Annotated in this window: 17 protein-coding genes; 9 read left to right on the top strand and 8 right to left on the bottom strand. The window is 72.9% G+C overall.

Annotation, left to right across the window (positions count from 1 at the left end; translation table 11 throughout):
- Positions 1–77 precede the first annotated feature (77 nt).
- Entirely contained in the window at positions 78–902 is an 825-nt protein-coding gene (locus IE247_RS31975; protein ID WP_190126854.1) for a shikimate dehydrogenase, read from the top strand.
- 66 nt (positions 903–968) lie between these two features.
- Here the strand turns inward: IE247_RS31975 and pabB are convergent, their stop codons facing one another.
- Positions 969–3,077 carry an aminodeoxychorismate synthase component I gene (gene pabB / locus IE247_RS31970; protein ID WP_190126853.1) on the bottom strand — a complete coding sequence of 703 codons (2,109 nt, stop codon included), beginning with the start codon at positions 3,075–3,077 and terminating at the stop codon, positions 969–971.
- A gap of 73 nt (positions 3,078–3,150) precedes the next feature.
- Complete coding sequence (locus IE247_RS31965; protein ID WP_190126852.1) at positions 3,151–3,861, bottom strand: methyltransferase domain-containing protein; 711 nt, start codon at positions 3,859–3,861, stop codon at positions 3,151–3,153.
- A gap of 238 nt (positions 3,862–4,099) precedes the next feature.
- Here IE247_RS31965 and IE247_RS31960 point away from each other — a divergent pair, with 238 nt between their 5' ends.
- Positions 4,100–6,049 (top strand): helix-turn-helix domain-containing protein, encoded by a 1,950-nt coding sequence (locus tag IE247_RS31960; RefSeq protein WP_229869494.1) that lies wholly within the window; start codon positions 4,100–4,102, stop codon positions 6,047–6,049.
- Here IE247_RS31960 and IE247_RS31955 read toward each other — a convergent pair.
- The 3 genes from IE247_RS31955 to IE247_RS31945 form a co-directional block, all read right to left on the bottom strand.
- Complete coding sequence (locus IE247_RS31955) at positions 6,025–7,275, bottom strand: IS701 family transposase (RefSeq protein WP_229869493.1); 1,251 nt, start codon at positions 7,273–7,275, stop codon at positions 6,025–6,027. The two genes, IE247_RS31960 and IE247_RS31955, sit on opposite strands and share 25 nt — an antisense overlap.
- A 356-nt stretch (positions 7,276–7,631) precedes the next feature.
- Positions 7,632–8,207 carry an SET domain-containing protein-lysine N-methyltransferase gene (locus tag IE247_RS31950; RefSeq protein ID WP_190126851.1) on the bottom strand — a complete coding sequence of 192 codons (576 nt, stop codon included), beginning with the start codon at positions 8,205–8,207 and terminating at the stop codon, positions 7,632–7,634.
- A 202-nt stretch (positions 8,208–8,409) separates the two neighbouring features.
- A complete protein-coding gene (locus IE247_RS31945) occupies positions 8,410–9,390 on the bottom strand; it encodes a MerR family transcriptional regulator (RefSeq protein ID WP_190126850.1) in 981 nt (326 codons plus the stop codon).
- Positions 9,391–9,522: 132 nt separating this feature from the next.
- Here IE247_RS31945 and IE247_RS31940 point away from each other — a divergent pair, with 132 nt between their 5' ends.
- A complete protein-coding gene (locus IE247_RS31940; protein WP_190126849.1) occupies positions 9,523–10,077 on the top strand; it encodes an RNA polymerase sigma factor in 555 nt (184 codons plus the stop codon).
- Here the strand turns inward: IE247_RS31940 and IE247_RS31935 are convergent.
- Positions 10,074–11,474, bottom strand: coding sequence for an amidase (locus IE247_RS31935; RefSeq protein WP_190126860.1), 1,401 nt, complete (start codon positions 11,472–11,474; stop codon positions 10,074–10,076). The two genes, IE247_RS31940 and IE247_RS31935, sit on opposite strands and share 4 nt — an antisense overlap.
- Positions 11,475–11,638: 164 nt before the next feature.
- Between IE247_RS31935 and IE247_RS31930 the strand changes: the two genes are divergently transcribed.
- Entirely contained in the window at positions 11,639–12,247 is a 609-nt protein-coding gene (locus tag IE247_RS31930) for a TetR/AcrR family transcriptional regulator (protein WP_190126848.1), read from the top strand.
- A gap of 40 nt (positions 12,248–12,287) precedes the next feature.
- On the opposite strand, the gene IE247_RS31925 is transcribed toward IE247_RS31930, so the two are convergent.
- Positions 12,288–13,661, bottom strand: a complete 1,374-nt coding sequence (locus tag IE247_RS31925) for a cryptochrome/photolyase family protein (protein WP_190126847.1) — start codon at positions 13,659–13,661, stop codon at positions 12,288–12,290.
- A 305-nt stretch (positions 13,662–13,966) separates the two neighbouring features.
- On the opposite strand from IE247_RS31925, the gene IE247_RS31920 reads away from it, so the two are divergent.
- From IE247_RS31920 to IE247_RS31905, 4 genes are all read left to right on the top strand, one after another.
- On the top strand, positions 13,967–14,452 hold the full coding sequence (locus IE247_RS31920; protein WP_190126846.1) for an Lrp/AsnC family transcriptional regulator: 486 nt from the start codon (positions 13,967–13,969) through the stop codon (positions 14,450–14,452).
- Positions 14,453–14,538: 86 nt separating this feature from the next.
- Positions 14,539–15,225: an HAD family hydrolase gene (locus tag IE247_RS31915; RefSeq protein ID WP_190126845.1), complete on the top strand. Its 687-nt coding sequence runs from the start codon at positions 14,539–14,541 to the stop codon at positions 15,223–15,225.
- A 98-nt stretch (positions 15,226–15,323) separates the two neighbouring features.
- Positions 15,324–15,731 carry a DUF6153 family protein gene (locus tag IE247_RS31910; protein ID WP_229869492.1) on the top strand — a complete coding sequence of 136 codons (408 nt, stop codon included), beginning with the start codon at positions 15,324–15,326 and terminating at the stop codon, positions 15,729–15,731.
- 75 nt (positions 15,732–15,806) lie between these two features.
- Positions 15,807–16,730, top strand: a complete 924-nt coding sequence (locus IE247_RS31905) for a F510_1955 family glycosylhydrolase (RefSeq protein WP_190126844.1) — start codon at positions 15,807–15,809, stop codon at positions 16,728–16,730.
- A gap of 49 nt (positions 16,731–16,779) precedes the next feature.
- On the opposite strand, the gene IE247_RS31900 is transcribed toward IE247_RS31905, so the two are convergent.
- On the bottom strand, positions 16,780–17,643 hold the full coding sequence (locus IE247_RS31900) for an SDR family oxidoreductase (RefSeq protein ID WP_190126843.1): 864 nt from the start codon (positions 17,641–17,643) through the stop codon (positions 16,780–16,782).
- A gap of 319 nt (positions 17,644–17,962) precedes the next feature.
- Between IE247_RS31900 and IE247_RS31895 the strand changes: the two genes are divergently transcribed.
- On the top strand, positions 17,963–19,036 hold the full coding sequence (locus IE247_RS31895) for a chitinase (RefSeq protein ID WP_190126842.1): 1,074 nt from the start codon (positions 17,963–17,965) through the stop codon (positions 19,034–19,036).
- Positions 19,037–19,186: the final 150 nt, after the last annotated feature.

The following is a 19,186-nucleotide window of genomic DNA, read 5'->3' as shown; positions in this document are numbered from 1 at the left end:
GACGGCCTCGCCAAACCTACCGTCCTGGAAGGCCCCGACCCCGCCGTACTCCTCGCCGCGTACACCAGGGCCCTGCGGTGAGCGACGGTCCCGTACGCGCCGCCGTCCTCGGCTCCCCGATCGCGCACTCGCTCTCGCCCGCGCTGCACCGGGCCGCCCACCGGGGCATGGGGCTCGACTGGAGCTACTCGGCCGTGGAGTGCGCGGAGCCCGGACTCCCCGGTTTCCTCCGGGGACTCGACTCCTCGTGGGCCGGGCTCTCCCTGACCATGCCGCTGAAGCGGGCGGTGATCCCGCTGCTGGACTCGGTGAGCGATCTCGCCCGCGCGGTCGGCGGGGTCAACACCGTGCTCCTCCGCGAGGACGGGCGGCACGGCGAGAACACCGATGTCCACGGCATCGTCGCGGCGCTGGGCGAGGCGGGAGTCACCGCCCCCGGCTCGGCCGTCGTCCTCGGCGGCGGCGCGACCGCCTGCTCCGCGCTGGCGGCCCTGCGCCGGCTCGGACTGCCGGAGGCGGTGGTCCTGGTACGGGACCGCTCGCGCGCGGCCCTGGTCGAGGAGGCCGCCGAGCGCCTCGGCAGCCGGATCTCGGTCCGCTCCCTGTCCTCCGCCGAGGGCGCGGGGGCCCGCGCGGAGCTGGTGATCTCCACTCTCCCGGCGGGCGCGGCGGACGGCTTCGCCGACGCCCTGCGCTGCGAGGCGCTGCTCGATGTCGTCTACTCGCCCTGGCCGACCCGGAGCGCCGGGGCGGTGGCCGCCCTCGGCGGGAGGGTCGTCAGCGGGCTGTCCATGCTGCTGCACCAGGCGGCGGCCCAGGTCTCGCTGATGACCGGGCGGACCGATGTCCCCGTCGAGCTGATGCGACAGGCGGTCGCCGCCCCCGGCGCGGCCGGAGGCTGAGCGCCATGGGCGGTCCGTCCCATGGCGCACCGCCCCAGAGCCCCGAGGTCTCGGACCGGGACGGCCTCAGACCGGAAGCGCCCCGGTGACCAGTCCCGGGAACTCGGCCCCGGCGAGGGCCAGCAGGGGCCTCGCCTTGACGGCGGTCTCCTCGAACTCGGACTCGGGGTCCGACAGGGCGACGACCGCCCCGCCCACTCCGTACCGGACTCTCCCGGGAGTGACGACGGCCGTTCTGATCACCACGCTCAGATGGGCCGTGCCGGAGAGGGAGAAGTAGCCGATCGCTCCGGAGTAGACGCCCCTCGGCCCCTCTTCGAGAGCGTCGATGATCTGCATGGTGCGGATCTTCGGCGCGCCGGTCATGGACCCGGCGGGGAAGGCGGCCCGTGCGCAGTCGACGGCGCTCACACCGGGGCGCAGCCGCGCGCGGACGGTGCTCACCAGCTGGTGCACGGTGGCGTAGCTCTCGACCCGGAAGATGTCGCCCGCGTCGACCGATCCGATCTCGGCGCACCGGCCGAGGTCGTTGCGGACCAGGTCGACGATCATCAGATTCTCGGCGCGGTCCTTCTCGTTGGTGAGCAGGTCGGCCACGAGCGCGGTGTCCTCCTCGGGGGTGCCGCCGCGCGGCCGGGTGCCCTTGATCGGCCTGGATTCGACGATCCGGTCGGAGCCGACCCGCAGGAAGCACTCGGGGGAGGTGCTGAGCACGGAGAGCTCTCCGCAGGAGAGCAGCGCGCCGTACGGGGCGGGGCTGAGGCGGCGCAGGAACCGGTAGCCGGCCAGCGGGTCCAGCTCCCCCCGGGCCTCGATCATATTGGTCAGACAGACCTCGTAGGTCTCCCCCGCGACTATCTCCTCTTGACAGGTACTTATCATTCTCAGGTAGGCATCATGATCGTGGCGCAGGGTCACGTCATGAAGACCGGTGTCCGCCCCGGCCGCCGGCAGGGCGGTTCCGCCCGGTTCCGCCAGCCCGGCGGCGGCGGAGCCGATCCAGGCGCGCGCCGCGCTCTCGTCCCGAGGGTCGGTGAGGGCCAGCAGATAGGCGTCCCCGGTGGCGTGGTCGACGACGACCGCGCGGTCGGCGAAGAGCATGACCGCGTCCGCGTCCTCCGACTTGTGCGCCCGCTCACCCCCGCACTCCGCCTTGAGTTCGTAGCCGAGATAACCGACCCACCCGAGCGTGAAGTCGAAGGGAACCTCAGGAATGTCCGTCTCGACGGTCCGGAGATCCTCGTTGAGCCAGTCGAAGAAGCTGCCCGCGAAGGTGTCCTCGCCGTCGGCCGATTGCACCGTCACCGTGCCGTCCCACACGTTGGCCTTCGCGACCCGGGCGAGCGGCCCCGAGGCGTCGCCCATGACCGAGAAGCGGCCGGCCCCGTCGTCGGGCCGGCTGCTGTCCAGCCAGAAGGAGTGCTCGCTGTCCTTGAAGAGCCGTTCGAAGGCGTGTTCGGCGCCCTGGGGCGCGGTCGTCCGTTCCACGAGGACCCGCAGTCCGCGGACGGGCCCTTCCTGAGCCGCCGGGGCGGTGGCGGGGGCCGGTGCCGGGGCGCTCACGGCGGGCCGGGCGGGCCGGGGGCCCTGTGCGGTGTGCCAGTCGCGGGAGAGGCGCATGAAGTTGGCGAGCAGGTCATGACCGTGTCGCGTCAGAATGGACTCAGGATGGAACTGCACTCCCCAGAGCGGGCGCAGCCGGTGTCTGAACCCCATGAGCACACCGTCCGGGGTCCAGGCGTCGGCCTCCAGCTCGTCCGGCAGACCGGTGACGGCGAGCGAGTGGTAGCGCACCGCGTCGAAGGGGGAGGGCAGGCCCGCGAAGAGCCCCTCGCCGAGGTGGAGCACCGGCGAGACGCGTCCGTGGCGGGGCTCCGGCGCGAGGCCGACGGTGGCCCCGTGCAGCAGGGCGGCGCCCTGGTGGCCGAGGCAGACGCCGAGGGTGGGGATTCCGCCGTGTTCGAGGATGTCGCGGCAGATGCCGAAATCGGCGGGGACCTCCGGGCTTCCCGGCCCGGGCGACAGCACGACATTGTCGAATTCCCGGAGCCGGCCGACCCGCCACCCGGGTTCGTCGTTGCGGATCACGACGGGTTCGACTCCGCTCACCTCGGCGAGGTAGTGGTGGAGGTTGTAGGTGAAGGAGTCATAGTTGTCGACGAGGAGAGTGCGCATATTCTGTCCGTTGGTAGGCGACCGGGCTCGCAGGACGGCTCCGCGAGCGAAGAGAGTGCGGGCTGCCGGGTGTTCAGCGGCGAATGGCCCGCACCTCGAACAGAATGTGCTCCACCGTGTCCTCGCCCTCGCGGTCGCTCCTGGTGCGGACCACGCCTAACTCCCTTCCGCACCGCGCCGCGATGTCGTGCAGCAGGGCGATGTTCCCCCGGTCGCTGAAGTGCAGCAGCACCCGGCCGCCTTCGGTCAGCAGACCGTTCGCCTCCGACAGATAGCGCTCGTGCGCCCGATAGCCGGGGTCGACATAGGCACGGTCGTGATCCGTCTCGTATTGGTAGTCTTCCGGAGCCAGGACGAAATTCGAATGCCAGTAGATCGTGTCGAATCGCTCGCCGGGCGGGACCGCGCCGAAGAGATCTCCGCACAGCGCGTCGACCCAGTCGGCCACTCCGTGGCGCCGGGCGTTGAGTTCGGTGTTCTTCGCCGCGCCGGGGTTGATGTCGGTCGCGACGACGCGGTCGCAGCCGGCCAGCGCCGCGGAGATCGCGATGATCCCGGTGCCGCAGCCGACCTCCAGGAACGATCCGGTTCTCGGCGCGGGGCTCTCGTGGAGGTCCAGCAGCTCCATCGCGATGCCGGTGGATCTGGTGAAGGGCGGCGCGAAGACGTCGTCGAGCAGATCCCAGCTCCGTCCCGCCATCGTGAAGACCGGTGGGCGGTCGTTGCGGGTGCGTGCGGTCCGGCTGCGCTCAAGCGAGCGCGTATAGCTCTTGATCTCTGTCATTGGTATGGACATCCCTTCCGATACAGGGGGATGAACCCCCTCAAAAACCCCTCCATTCATCGTCTCCGGAGGGGAGTCGCCGCCGGAAGGTGGGCCCGCGACACCCGGTCCCCCTAGGGGTGGTGCCCGGGTCACACCTAGGGGATCACCGCAGGGTCAGATCCGTTGACCCTCATGATCACAGAGACTTACGATCTTCCTCACATTTGATTCAAAATTTACTCCGGGGGGCCGTTCGATGTCGGAAGAGTTGGTTGACCAGACCCATGCGCTGACCGTGTTCGAGCTGGTGGCACGAGAGGTCCCCAGAACCCATCTGGAGGAGTTACTGAGGCAGGCCCAGAGCGCGGCGATGCCGGCCCCGGCGTTCGCCGCCCTGGAGCGCGCGGTGCATCTGGGGCTCGCCATCGGGGAGGCGACCGAGCAGCGGCGGCGGCGCGAGGCGGCGATGGCCGCCCTGATCGACGCCGCACGGGAGATCAACTCGATCCAGGATCCCGAGTATCTGCTCAGCGTCGTCACCTCGCGGGCCCGCCGGCTGCTGGGCTGCGACGTCTCCTACGTCAGCCTGCCGCGTCCCGAGGGCGGCTCCTACGTCCACGCGTCGGACGGCGAGACCACCATGTTCAACGTGGGCCTGGAGATCGAGGAGGGGCACGGCCTGGGCGAGGTGGCGCAGGGCGAGGGGGGTCCCCTGTGGACGGCCGACTACCTCGGCGACACCGCCTTCCCCCGCTCCGACCGGGTCGACGAGGTGGTACGGGCCGAAGGGCTGCGCGCGATCCTCGCCGTGCCCATGCGCCACAGCGGCAAGACCGTGGGCGCGCTCTACGCGGCGGACCGGAAGATCAGACACTTCACCCCCGACGAGATCGGCCTGATGCGATCGCTCGCCGACCTCGCCGGCACGGCCCTCGACCGGACCCGGCTGATGGAGCACGTCCAGACCGATCTGGCCGATGTGGGCGCGCGGCGCGCCAGGGAGCTGGCCATCTCCTCCCGGTCGCGGTTCCTCTCCGAGGCGCGGGGGAAGCTGGCCGGGATGGTGCTGGACGGCTGCGACCTCCGTGACGTCGCCACGGTCGCCGGGGACGTCCTCAACGGGTCGGTCGCCGTGCACGACGCGGCCGGCTGTCTCATCGTCGGCGTGGGCGCTCCGCAGGACGTGGACGCGGCCGTCACCGCGAAGGCGAGCCTGGACGCGCTCGCCATGCGGGCCCCGATCGCCCTCGGCCCCACGCTCTGGGCCGCGCCCGTCATCGCCGGTGCGGAGGATCTCGGGGCGCTGATCACCCGTACCCAGCGGCCGCTCTCCGACGAGGAGGCCAAGTTCCTGCACTTCGCGGGGCAGGCGGTCGCCCTGGTGCTGCTGCTCCAGCGGAGCACGGCGGTGGCGGCGGGCCCGGTGCGCGACGAGCTGTTCGACAATCTGCTCGCCGACTCCAACCGTTCTGTACGGCACTTGGCGGAGCAGGCCCGCAGGGTCGGCATCGATCCCAAACGGCCGCACTCCCTTCTGGTCATCCGGGTGGAGGGCAGTGAGCAGGGGCGTGCCGTGGTGTGGGCCTCCTCGTACGCCCACCGCAGGTCCGGGCTGAAGACGGTGCGCAACGGCTGCATTCTTCTGCTGCTGCCGGGCGAGAACCCTTCGGCGATCGCGCAGTCCGTGCACCATGAGCTGTCTCCGTTGCTCGCCCAGCCGGTCTCGGTGGGCGCGGCGGGCCCGACCCGCGATCTGGCCGCGATCAGGGAGGTCTACCGGGAGGCACAGCGCTGCCTGGACGCCCTGATCGCCATTGATGGACAGGGCAGCGCTGCGGCGACGGAGGACCTGGGCTTTCTGGGGGTGCTGCTCTCCGACGACCACGATGTCGATCGGTACATCAACTCGACTCTCGGCGCCGTCCTCGACTACGACAACGAACGGGACACCGAGCTGGTACGCACACTTGACGCCTACTTCAGTTCACACGCCAGCCCGACCCGGGCGGCCGGGGTGCTGCACGTCCACGCGAACACGGTCTCCCGCCGGCTGGAGCGGCTGACCGAACTGCTGGGGCCGAAGTGGCAGGAGCCGTCCGACGCCCTGGAGATCCAGCTCGCGCTGCGGCTGCTGCGGACCCGGCAGGTGCTGCGGCACCGCCATGGACCCGGCAGACGCGATCAGGCCGACAGGCGGGACACCTGACGGTGCGTCCGCTGCGCGGTGCGCCGGCCCTCGGTGGAGGAGAGGATCTCTATCGCGTGGGCGGCGGAGGCGAGTGACATGTGCCGGTGCCAGCCGCGCAGCGACCGTCCCTCGAAGTCCCGCAGCCCGGTGTTGAAACCGACCTGTGTGACGTCGAGGTCGACCCGGGAGGTGAGTTTGGTGACGAGCAGCAGCGCCTCGGCGCGGAGCATGTGCGCGTTGGCCACCCACAGATTCTCCGGGACCCGCTGAGGGTCCTGCCACTCCGCGAGCAGCAGAAGCCGCCCGTCGGCCGGGTTGCGCGGCCCGGCCGGCCGGCCCAACTCCCGTACCTGCACGGTCGCCACCAGGGAGTGGTGGGAGGCGTTCGGTGTGGCGGGGTCCGCCCAGGTGACGGGCCGGCGCAGCGACCGGGCCGACATGGCGATCTGCCGGGCCTGGAGCGGGCCCCCGGAGAAGCCCGCGAGAGCCGGGTCCTCGACGGTGAGCCGGGTCGTCGGACGCACCCGGGCCACGGCCGGCACGCCCGCGTCCGCGAACCGCCGGAACGCGGCGTCGACCCGGCCCATCGGCAGATCCAGCACCACGGGCGCCAGCGGTACGCCCCGCAGCGGCAGGGTCTCCAGTACGGACTTGACCGCGCACTCCTCCAGCGTCTCCTTCGGGTTCTCGGTGGGGGCCGCGTCGGAGCGGCCGGCCGGCTCCTGGTCGAAGCAGGTGTCCGGGAGGAACATCCGCCAGTTGACCGGGACGCTCAGCGCCGGAGAGGCGTGCCACATGCCGAACGCGCGCTGCCCCCGGAAGATCCTGCCGAGGTGGGGGTCGAAGCCCTGGTTCACGCCGACGGACTGATTGCCCGCCTTGGGGATGGACAGCGCCCGCACCACATAGGCCTGGGGCAGATTCTTCCGCTCCAGATAGGAGGCGAGCGCGTCGCGCACCGGCATCCAGTCCCACGGCGCGTTCGATATGAAGTGCTGTAACCGCTGTTCCGCCGCCGCGCCGCCCAGATGTGTGGCGAGGTTCCTGATGGACTTCCTGCCCTGCGCCTCCAGCAGCGCCCGAAGGTACTGCTCGCCCTTCTCCCGTTGGTCACGTCTGGAGAGGGAGCCGAAGAGTGTGTCGCACAGTTCGGCCGTGATGACCTCCTTCAGGCGCGCGCTTCTGCCCTCCGGGGCCCGCCACCACGTCGTGCCTGATGTCAGCCCGGCTTGAGGCTTCTTCACAGGGTTCCCCAATCGATGGACGCGGCAGCTCCCCTGCTGCCCGGACCAGGCTCGCCGCCCGGCGTCCCCCTGAGGAAGGTGAGCATCACACCACGACACCGATCGAGGCCACACAGAGTGGTCGCCCGCCCACCAGTCCCGTGCGCCACTCACGGCGGCTCACCGCCCAGCCGTCACTACCGGCGGGTAGTGGGTGTGGTGGGATCACCACTCACTCCCCGCCCACTGGTTGCCGCACAAGCGTTCGGTGGTGGTCTTTGCACACATCGCATGCACACGATCCGCACATCGTCAGGGCTCATATCAAGCCCTCGGCAGCCCGGGGCCGGGGCGGGCGGCGGCCCCGGGCGCGGGGTCTAACGGTCCGTCGGGGCGTCCGGGAGGGCGGGGGTGTTCGGGAGGGCGGGAGCGTCCGGGACGGCGGGGGTGTCCAGGAGGTAGGGGGCGATCGAGCCCCGGTAGGCGGCCCTGCGGTCGGCGGGCAGATCCTTCCAGCCGGTGATGCGGCCGCGGCACAGGACGGTGCCGCACTGGCAGCGGGCCGGGAAGTGCTCGATGGAGAAGTTCCGCATCGCGTAGTCGAAGGTGATCTCCTGACCCGACCGGATGGGGCGGCGGGCGACCAGGTCGTGCGCCCCCGCCGGGTTGAGCCCGATGCCGCAGGCCGGGTCGCAGGAGTGATTCACCTTCGGCACCAGTCCGCCGTGCCGGACGAAACGGTCCCAGCCGACCTGGGAGGCGTGGGAGTCGTTACGGCCGAGTTCGGCCTCGATGACACCGGTCAGCACCGTCTCTCCGGTGCGGAAGGAACGGACGGCGAAAACCCCGGCCCCCTTGCCCGCGGACTCCCGGAGTTCGGCCCCCGGCCGCCGGACGGCGGTGGTGGTGCTGAGTGCGGCGGGCGGGGGAACGGCGGTGCGGTCACGATCCATGGTTGAGCCCTTCGATCCGTCGGGCGCGAGTGGTGCGGACGTCCCGGCGGCGGGCCGGTGGCCGCGGAGCGGCCCCGCCGCTCCGCCGGGAGCGGATGTGGCACACACAACCCCACCCGGACCCGCGCCGCCAGGTGTTTACCGGCCGCCGCGGCCCGGGGACGACAACTGGCCGAGGACCGACGTACGCCCGGGCCGCTGGTCAGCCGGGGGCCAGAACCGGTTCCAGGACGTCGATCGCCTCGGCGAGCCCCAGCGGCCGCACGGTCCCGGGGACCCGCGCCCCGGACCAGCCGGGACCGGCCGTCAGGACGAGAGGGCGGCCGCGAGCGCCGCGTACGCCCCAGGTGATGCCCGCGACATGGCGGGCCAGGGCGCGATCGGCGGTGGTCCGGGACTGCGCCCAGAGCACCACGGCGGCGGGGCCGGTGCGGCGGACGGCGCTGTCCAGCGCCTCGACGGGCAGCGCGGCCCCGAACATCCGTACCGGAAGACCCCGCCTCCGCAGCGCCGCCGCGAGCGCCTCCAGCGGGAGGGTGTGCCCCTCCCCCGGCAGACAGGCCAGCAGGGCGGGCGGGCCCGGGCGCTCGGGGGCCACGGTGGCGCAGCCGCGCCGCAGGGCGCCGGAGATGTGCCAGGAGAGGAGGTGCTCGACCTCCACATACCGCTCGCCCGAGCTCTGCTGTTTGCGGCCGACGGCGCGCAGCACGGGCGCGATGACCTCGTGCCAGGCGGTGACCAGGCCATGGGTGCGGATGACGGAGTCGAGCAGCGCGTCGACGGCGTCGGCGTCCAGCCGCAGCGCCGCCCCGGCCAGCCCCCTGCGCTCCCGGCGCACCCCGCCGGCCGGCGGTCCCGCGTCCGCGTCCGAGCGGTCGGCGGCGGCGGTCCGGGGCCCGGGGACGCCCGCCGGGGCGTACGGGGCGCTCGGGGCGCTCCGGGCGATTCTGGCCGCTTCGGCGGGCGGGACGCCGGTGCTGGTCAGGGTGGCCATACGGGTGAGCACGGCCAGGTCGTCCGGGGTCCACCGGCGGTGCCGTCCGTCGGTGCGCAGCGCGGGGCCGACGCCGTAGCGGCGGTCCCAGGAGCGCAGTGTCGTCGGGGCCACTCCGAGCCGCCGTGCGACCGCTCCGGTGGTGAGGCCCGCGCCCGTCCCGCGGTCCCGCTCGGAGGGGGTGCTCATCGGCCGATGATACGACGCACGAACGACGCGGCTTGAAGGCCCCGGAGCACAAATCCGACACTGAGCCGCCCGTCCCGGTGCGCCCCCGTCGCGCCGGGACGGGGAATCCAGCCGGCCGGGAGGAGCGGGAGCATGAACGCCACAGCACTGTCCGGGACGGCCCCCGAGCCCCCCGCACCCGATGCGCCGCCCGGTGCGCCGCTCGGCGACGAGCGGAGCTTCGCCGACGCCTACCGGCGCTGGGGACCGCTGGTGCACACGCTCGCCGCCCGCACCCTGGGCGACGCCCGCGAGGCCGAGGACGTCACCCAACAGGTGTTCCTCGCCGCCTGGCGCGGCCGCGCCGGATTCCGCCCGGAGCGCGGCCCGCTCGGCGCCTGGCTCGTCGGCATCACCCGCCGCAAGACGGTGGACGCACTCGCCGCCCGCACCCGGCGCGGCGAACTCGCCGCCGCCGCCCGGCCGACGGCCGACGTCGGCTCCGTCTCCCCGGAGTCGGCGCTGGACCGGGTCCTCATCGCGGACGAGCTGGGCAGACTGCCCCGCCCCCAGCGCGAAGTGCTCTGTCTGGCCTTCTACGAGGATCTGACCCAGACCCAGATCGCGGAGCGCACCGGCATCCCCCTGGGCACGGTCAAGAGCCACGCCCGCCGGGGTCTGCACCGGCTGCGCGGCCGTATCGGCTAGGGCCTGTCGCCGGGGTCGATCGGGGTGAGGACTCCGAGGCGGTCCTCGACGGCCTGGGCCGCGTCCAGGCAGAGGTCCTCGCGGAAGGCGCGGCCGATGATCTGCACTCCGGTGGGGAGTCCGTCGGCCAGGCCGGTGGGGACGGCGACGGCGGGGACGCCGACGAAGCTGGTCGCGGTGCACAGGCGCATCGCGGAGGCGACGCGGTCGCGGCCCGCCCGGTCGCGGGACTCCAGACCTGGTTCGACGGGGGGTTCGGTGAAGGAGGGGCCGAGGAGCAGGGGGTACGTGTGGAGGAATTCGGCCCAGGAGCGGCGGATGTTGAGCCGGAGGCCCATCAGCCGCATCAACTCGTCGGCGCTCGCGGGCGGGGTCTTCTCCATCGCCATCCCGATGTAGCGGTCTCCGCCCTCGCCGAGCAGTTCGCGCACCGCGGGCCAGGTGGGGGCGAACTCGGTCAGGGTGATCCGGTCGTACGCGTCGAGGGCTTCGTCCAGCCTCGGTACGTCCGGCACCTCGCACACCTCGTATCCGGCGTCGTGGAGCGCTTCGGCGGCGGCCCGGACGGCCGCGCGGACCGTGGGGTGTACGCCGTGGCCGCCGGGGTCGGCGACGACCGCGACGCGCGGCGGGCCGGGGAGGGGTTCTCCGTGGAGGGGGACCGGGACGGAGCGCGGGTCCCGCGGGTCCGCGCCGGCCAGCACCTCGTAGGCGAGGCGCAGATCGCCGACGGTCCGGGCGAGCGGGCCGTCGGTGACGAGCGTCTGGGTCGCCGGGCCGGGGTCGTCGGGGCCGAAGACGCGGTGGTCCGCCGGGAACCGGCCGGTGGAGGGCTTCAGTCCGGCGACCCCGCAGAACTGGGCCGGGACGCGCACCGATCCGCCGGAGTCGCTGCCGAGGCCGAGCGCGGCCATGCCGGTGGCGACGGCCACCGCGTCGCCTCCGCTGGAGCCGCCCGGGGTCCGGCCGCCGTCCCACGGGTTGAGCGTGTCGCCGAACAGCTCGCTGCGTGTGTGCATTCCCGCCAGGATCAGGGTGGGGATGTTGCCGCGCCCGATCGGTATGGCCCCGGCCGCGCGCAGCCGGGCCACCGGGAGCGCGTCGGCCGGGGCCACCAGATCGCGGAAGCGCTTCACGCCGAAGGTGGTCGGGACCCCTTCGACGGGGGTGCTCTCCTTCACCGTGAAGGGCACGCCCGCGAGGGGTCCCGGCGTCCGGCCGGCGGCGCGCAGCCGGTCCGTCCGCGCGGCGGCCTCGCGGGCGCGCTCCGCCAGGAGTCGGGTGACCGCGTTGACCCGGGGGTTGACCTCGGCGATGCGGTCCAGATGGCTGTCGATCAGTTCGACGGCGGAGACTTCCCCGCCGCGCACGGCCGCCGCCTGCGCGGCGGCCGGCATCTTCCACAGGGCGTCCCGCACGGGCTCCCCCTCCTCGTTCCTCGTTCACCCATGTACCAATGCGCTTGCATCGGAACCGTACCCCGGAACCGATGCGAGCGCATCGGATAAAGTACGCCGCAGGAGCCGCGGAAGCAGTGGGAGCAGTGGGAGGCGAACGGGGTATGCCCAGACAGGTCGATCACGCGGGCCGGCGTCAGCTCATCGCCGAGGCCGTCTGCCGGCTCGCCGACGAACACGGGCTGGAGGGCGTGACCCTTCGCGATGTCGCCGCCCGCGCCGAGGTGTCGATGGGGGCCGTTCAGCGGTGCTTCCGCACCAAGGAAGAGATGCTCGTGTTCACTCTCGGGCACATCGGCGAGCGGATCGTGGGGCGGGTGCGGGCGGCCCGCCCCGCCGGGAGTCCGGCGCGGTCGGCCGGTGCCGCGCTGGGCCACGCGGCCACCGAGGTCGCGCTGCTCCGGGAGGAGCACCGCGCCGAGGCCAGGGTCTGGCTCGCCTTCCTCGCGCAGGCGGCGGTCAGCGAGACGCTCGCGGCGACGCTGAGGGCCGACTACGCGCCCCTGGAGGAGATGTTCACCCGGCTCGTCGCGGAGGCCGCCGGGGGGACGGACCGCGCCGTGCCCCTCGACGCCCGGCGCGAGGCCCGTACCCTGCTCGCCCTCGCGGACGGCCTCACCGCGCACGTACTCATCGGCCGTCTCACCTCCCGGGAGGCGCAGGACGTCCTCCAGGCGCGTCTGGACGGCCTCCGGGGCGCGGCGGGGAGCTGATCCCGGTTCCGGTTTCCCCCACTCCCCGACACTCCCAGACTCAGCCGACGTCCCGGGCCCGGCGGAAGCGGTCCAGCGCCTCGGGGAGGGTGACCAGGGGCTCGGGGTAGTCGTGGCGGGCGCGCTCGGGGGCGGGGAGCAGCCACGGCTCGTGCACCGCGGGGCCGGGGAGTCCGGACAGCTCGGGGACCCAGCGGCGGACGTAGTCGCCGTCGGGGTCGAAGCGACGGCCCTGGCGGACGGGGTTGAGGACGCGGTTGGGGCGGGTGTCCGCGCCCGTGCCTGCCACCCACTGCCAGTTGAGCTGGTTGTTCGCGATGTCGCCGTCCACGAGATGGTCCAGGAAGTGCCGGGCCCCGACGCGCCAGTCGATGTAGAGCGTCTTGGTGAGGAAGGAGGCGGTCAGCAGCCGGCCCCGGTTGTGCATCCACCCCTCGTGGCGGAGCTGGCGCATCGCCGCGTCGACCACGGGGTATCCGGTGCGGCCCGCCTTCCAGGCGGCGATGTCCCCGGCCGCCTCGCTCCCGGAGCGCCAGAGGTCGCGCCGGGGGCGGTAGTCGGCGTGGGCGGCGGCGGGGCGGGCGGCGAGCATCTGGTGGTGGAAATCGCGCCAGCAGAGCTGCCGTACGAAGGCCTCCGCGCCCGGTCCGCCCAGGGAGCGGGCGCGCTGGACCAGTTCCACGGGGGAGAGCGTGCCGAAGTGGAGATGCGGCGAGAGCCGGGAGGTGGCGTCGCCGGGCAGATCGTCGTGCCGGTCCTCGTAGCCGGCCAGACCGGCACGGCGCCAGGCGAGCAGCCGCCTGCGGCCCTCGCTCTCGCCGCCCGGGGCGAGCCCGGGGGCCGTCCCTGCGATGTCCGCGCGGGCGGGCACCGGCTCCGAGGCGAGGCCTTCGGGGACCCTTACCGCGCGGGGCGCGCCGAGCGGGTCGCGCAGCCGCTCCCGCGACCAGCGCTTGAAGTACGGGGTGAAGACGGCGTAGTGGTCGGAGCCCGAGGGCAGGACCGCTCCCGGGGGCAGTGCGGTGATCACCCCGTCGTGGACATGGAGCCGGCGGTCCAGGCCCGCCAGCGCCGAACGAAGCGCCTCCTCGCGGCGGGCGGCGTAGTGGGTGACGCCCGCCGCGACACGGACCTCGGCCGCGCCGGTCTCCGCGACGACCCGGGCGACCTCCTCGGCGGTGCGGCCGGAGCGGACCACCAGCCGGCCGCCGCGTTCGCGCAGCGCGGCGTCGAGGTCGGTGAGGCAGTCGGCGAGGAAGGCGCGGCGGTTGGGGACGTCGAATCCCGCTTCCCGGACGCCCCGGTCCAGGACGAACAGCGGCACCACCTCGTCCGCCGAGGCGAGCGCGGCGCGCAGCGGCGGATGGTCGTGCAGCCGCAGGTCCGAGGTGAACAGGACGACGGAGACCGCCATGGCGTCACTCCTGGTGGGTGAGGGTGGGGTGGGGTGGCCGGGGAACGCTTCGCCGTGTTCTTCCGGTCCCGGGGGCCGCGCGGATGCGCCGTTCCGCGCCGGAAGGCCCCGACCCTCGCCGACCGGGCGTCGCCGCGCAAGCACATCGGGCGCACGGGCTCCTGGGCGCGCCGGGCGGACCCGGTGGCGGACGGCCCCGGCCCGGGCCTTGGTACGGTCGGGCCGCACCGTGCCCGCCCGGTGCCCGCACCGTGCCCGCACAGTGCCCGACCAGCGAAGTCCCAAGGAAAGACCGGTGAAGGATCATGTCGGTGGATGTGCTCGACACCCGCATCCTGCGGCTCATGATCGAGCAGCCGCGCACCAGCGTGCGGGAGTACGCCCGGATCCTGGGCATCGCGCGCGGCACCCTCCAGGCGCGGATCGACCGGCTGGAGCGGAACGGGGTGATCACCGCCACCGGTCCCTGGCTCTCCCCCGCCGCGCTGGGCCACCCGGTGCTCGCCTTCGTCCACATCGAGGTCACCCAGGGGCATCTGGACGAGGTCGGCGAGGCGCTCTCGGCCGTACCGGAGATCATCGAGGCCTTCTCGATCACCGGCGGCGGCGATCTGCTGACCCGGGTCGTGGCACGCGACAACGGACATCTGGAGGATGTCGTGCAGCGGCTGATCCAGCTACCCGGGGTGGTGCGCACCCGCACCGAGATGGCGCTGCGCGAGCGGGTGGCGCACCGGCTGCTGCCGCTGGTCGAGTCCCTGGGCCGGGAGGCCGGCGGCGCGGGGCGATAGGGCTCCCGGCAGAGATGGGAAGAGACTGGCGAGGTGGCTGAGTCTGGTGTGGCCCGGCTGTAGGCCCCCTTGGCATGCTGGAGCGCATGAGCACTCTTCGTACGACTTCCGTCATTTTCGATCTCGACGGCACCCTCGTGGACAGCGAGCCGAACTATTTTGAAGCAGGGCGCAGACTGCTCGCCGAGTACGGGGTGACGGATTTCAGCTGGGAGCGGCACACCGATTTCATCGGTATCGGCACCCGCGAGACGCTGGAGGCGCTGCGCGAGGAGTACGCGATCGGCGCGCCGGTCGAGGAGCTGCTCGCCGGGAAGAACCGGCACTATCTGGAGCTGGCCCGGGCCGCCACCGAGGTCTACCCCGAGATGCTGAAGTTCGTGGAGCTGCTGCACGGCGACGGGGTGCCCCTCGCGGTGGCCTCCGGCTCCTCCCGTGCGGCGATCGAGGCGGTCCTCGCCGGTACCGGCCTGGACGCCTTCATCCGTACGGTCGTCTCCGCCGAGGAGGTCCCCCGGGGCAAGCCCGAGCCCGATGTCTTCCTGGAGGCGGCCCGCAGGCTGGGAGCGGTCCCAGCGGACTGCGTGGTCCTGGAGGACGCGGCTCCCGGGGCCGTCGCCGCCCGCGCGGCGGGGATGCGCTGCGTCGCGGTCCCCTACCTTCCGGCGGCGGCCTCGGACCCGGCGTTCGCGGCGGCCGAGCTGCTGTACGCGGGAGGGCAGCGCGAGTTCACCGCGCGGGCGGCGTACGACTGGCTGAACACCGCGGGCTGAGCGCGCCGGGGCCGGACCCCGGGCCCGGGACCGCCCCCGAGCCCGCCCCCGGGCCCGCGAAACGCCTTGGGTAGGGTCGGGTCCCGGAAGGAGCGGTGGTGGACACGAGCGGAATGACCCGAGCGGCCGGCGCCTGGTGGCAGCTGCTGCTGGTCGTGCTGGCTCTGGGCGTCTTCGCGATGCACACCACCGGCCACCCCGACGGCGGCTCCGGCATGAGCCACCCGGGCCCTGCCCCGTACTCCTACTCGGCCCCGGAGGCCGTCCACGGCCCGGCCGAACGGCAGGACTCGGCGCACCTTCCCCAACCGGGGATGGCGATGGACATGTCCTCGCTCTGTGTCGCGGTGCTCGTCGGCTGGATCCTCGCCGCGCTGCTGCGGGCCGCCCCCGGCCGGGGCGCGGATCGGCGGGCGGCAGCGCCCGCCGGTGTGTTCGCGGCCCCGGGGCCGGGCCCTCCGCCCCCGCGACCGGACCTCGCCAAGCTGTCGATCCTGCGGATCTAGGAGTCCGTCCGGCGTCCGACCTCTCTCGGACCGAACGTTCTCCTTCCGCGGTACAGACCAGCACGAGGTGCCCCCATGACATCCCACGACAGCTTCCCCACCGGTCCGCGCGCCCCGCGCCGCCGGACCGCCGCCCGCCGTACCGCCCTGGCCGCCGCCGTCGCCGCGGCCGGGCTGCTGCTCACCGCCTGCGGCGGCGACAGCGAAGGCGAAGACACCGGCCAGGGCTCCGGCGCGACCACCATCAGCCATATCCATGGCGTCGGTATCGGCCCTTCGGACGGAAAGCTCTACGTCGCCACCCATGAAGGCGTCTACACCCCGGACGCCGAGGGCCGGCCCCGGCTCGTCGGCGACCGCAAGGACGACTTCATGGGCTTCACCGTCGCGGGCGAGGGACGGTTCCTGGCCAGCGGCCACCCGGCCCCCGGCCGGGACGCCCCGAGCAATCTCGGGCTCATCGAGAGCACCGATTCCGGGGCGACCTGGAAGGACCGCTCGCTCGTGGGAGAGGTCGACTTCCACTCCCTCGAATACGCCCACGACACGATCTACGGCTACGACAGCACCAATGGGCTGCTGCGCGTCAGCCGGGACGGCGAACGGTGGGAGAAGCGCGCCGAGCTGACCGCGCTCGACATCGCCGTCAGCCCCGACGACCCCGACACGGTGCTCGCCACCACCGAGTCCGGGCTGATCACCAGCACCGACGGCGGCAAGAGCTTCGGATCCGGCGAGAAGCCGCTGATGGCCTTCGTCTCCTGGGCGAAGACCGACGCCCTCTACGGCGTCGACCCCAAGGGCGGGCTGAGCCGCAGCGCCGACTCCGGCGCGACCTGGAAGAAGGCCGGGACCGTGCCGGGCGGCGCGCCCCAGGCGCTGACCGCGCTCGACGCGCGCCATCTCGTCGTGGCGACCCAGGACGGCGTCTACGAGTCCAAGGACGCCGGCGAGACCTTCGCCAAGCGCCTCGACGTCAGCTCCGGCGGCGGCCACTAGACCCCGAAGAAGGCCCCGGGGGCCCGGACCCCGGGCCCCCGGCCACGCGTCAGCGGAAGTCCGCCGCGTGGTCGCGGGCCCACTCCGCGAAGTCGCGGGAGACTCCTCCGGTGACCTCGGCGGCGGTCAGCCAGGGGACGCTGTCCAGCCCCTCGTACGCGGGCTCGCCCTCCTCGATCGGCGTGCCCGAGTAGTCCTCGAAGCCGAAGATGAACTCGGCGTTCTCGGCGGCCCAGCCGCCCTGCCGGCGGTAGAAGGCGAGGGCCTCCTCCTGGGTGACCGTCTCCAGCCGGACGGGTTCGCCGATGGCCGCCGCGATGGCGGCGACCCGCTCCCGGGGGGTCACCGCCGAAGGCCCGGAGATGTCGTACGCGCGGCCGGTGTGGCGGTCCTCGGTGAGCGCGGCCACCGCGACATCGGCGATGTCGGCCTCGTGGACGGGGATGCCGGGCTCGTCGGGGGCGATGTCGACCACCCGGCGTCCCTCCCGGACGGAGGGCCCCCACAGCTGGAGCGAGTTGAGCGCGAATTCCCCGGGCCTGACATGGGTCCACTCCAGTCCGGAGCGCTCCACGGCCCGCTCCACCGGAAGGTGGTAGTCGGTGTCGTACCCGGCGGTGACGGCGGCCGACGACAGGACCACGATCCGGCGTACCCCGGCGTCGGCCGCCAGCGCCACCACCTCGTCGACGGCGTCGGCGACCGGGAACAGCAGCATCGCCGACACTCCGGCGAGCGCCGCGCGCAGGGTCTCGGGGCGGGCGAGATCCCCCTCGGCGACCGTCACCCCCGGGGGCGGGGCGGCCGTGGCGGGAGCGCGGGTCAGCGCCCGGACCTCCCTGCCGTCGGCGGCGAGCCGCCGGACCACGTGCCGGCCGATGTTCCCGGTCGCGCCGGACACCAGAATCGTCATACCGCTCAACCTCCGCGCTGGTACGGGCCGTTCGGCCCTCTCCCCGTCCACCGGTCTGCCCGGCGGGCGGCCCAGAACCCTATCGCCCGGCATCAACAGGCTTTTACCCGGGCCCCATTGACGGTTGGTCTGGACCAACCTACGGTTTGCCCGTCGCACCACGTACGTCTCCAGGCCCCCACACCCAGGAGGTGAGCGTGACCCCCCGCGTCCGTCCCCATCCCCCGTCCCCGACCGGGGCCGCGCTCACGGCCCCGCCCCTCCTGGTCTCCGTCGGCCTGTCCTGCACCGCACGGGATGAATGGCAAGGGAGCTTCGTATGATCCGTCGGACATCACGCCTGCTCGGCGTCGGGCTGGCAATGGCATTCCTCATACCGCTGACCAGCGCCGTCGCCGCGCCGGCCCAGGCCCCGGCCCCCCTCTCGCCGCGGGCCGACGTCTGCGCGGTCCAGTCGAAGCCCCCGGGCAAGGTGCTCCAGGGGTACTGGGAGAACTGGGACGGCGCGGCGAACGGCGTCCATCCGCCGCTGGGCTGGATCCCGATCACCGACTCCCGGATCCGCGCGCACGGCTACAACGTGATCAACGCGGCCTTCCCGGTGATCCGCTCGGACGGCACCGTCCTGTGGGAGGACGGGATGGACACCAATGTGAAGGTGCCGACCCCCACCGAGATGTGTCAGGCCAAACAGAGCGGCCTCACCCTGCTCATGTCCATCGGCGGCGCGACGGCGGGCATCGATCTCAGCTCCAGCGCCGTCGCCGACCGCTTCGTGGCGACGATCGTCCCCATTCTGAAGAAGTTCAACTTCGACGGCATCGACATCGACATCGAGACCGGTCTCATCGGCAGCGGAAACATCAACCAGCTCTCCGCCTCGCAGTCCAATCTGATCCGCATCATCGACGGGGTGCTCGCGCAGATGCCGTCGAACTTCGGTCTGACGATGGCGCCGGAGACGGCCTACGTCACCGGCGGCAGCGTGGTCTACGGCTCGATCTGGGGCTCGTACCTGCCCATCATCAAGAAGTACGCGGACAACGGCCGGCTGTGGTGGCTGAACATGCAGTACTACAACGGCAGCATGTACGGCTGCTCCGGCGACTCCTACTCCGCCGGGACCGTCGCGGGCTTCCGGGCTCAGACCGACTGCCTCAACCGGGGCCTGGTCATCCAGGGCACGACCATCAAGGTGCCCTACGACAAGCAGGCCCCCGGGCTGCCGGCCCAGCAGGGCGCGGGCGGCGGCCATATGTCGCCGAGCCTGGTGGCCCAGGCGTGGAACGGCTACAACAACGCCCTGAAGGGCCTGATGACCTGGTCGCTCAACTGGGACGGCGCGCGGAACTGGACCTTCGGCGACAATGTGAAGTCGCTCCAGGGCCGCTGACCGCCGCATCATGACCGCGGTGCCGGGCAGGTCACCCCACCCGGCCCGGCACCGCTTCCTCCCGACCGGATCCACCGGATCCACCGGATCCACCGGATCCGAGCCCCGGTCGGCCGCCCACGCCGCCCACGCCGTCCACGCCGTCCACGC

Source organism: Streptomyces inusitatus (assembly GCF_014651115.1).
GTDB classification, from domain to species: Bacteria; Actinomycetota; Actinomycetes; order Streptomycetales; family Streptomycetaceae; genus Streptomyces; species Streptomyces amakusaensis.
Note: the sequence above shows the minus strand (reverse complement) of the source record. Positions and strands in the feature narration are given on the sequence as shown.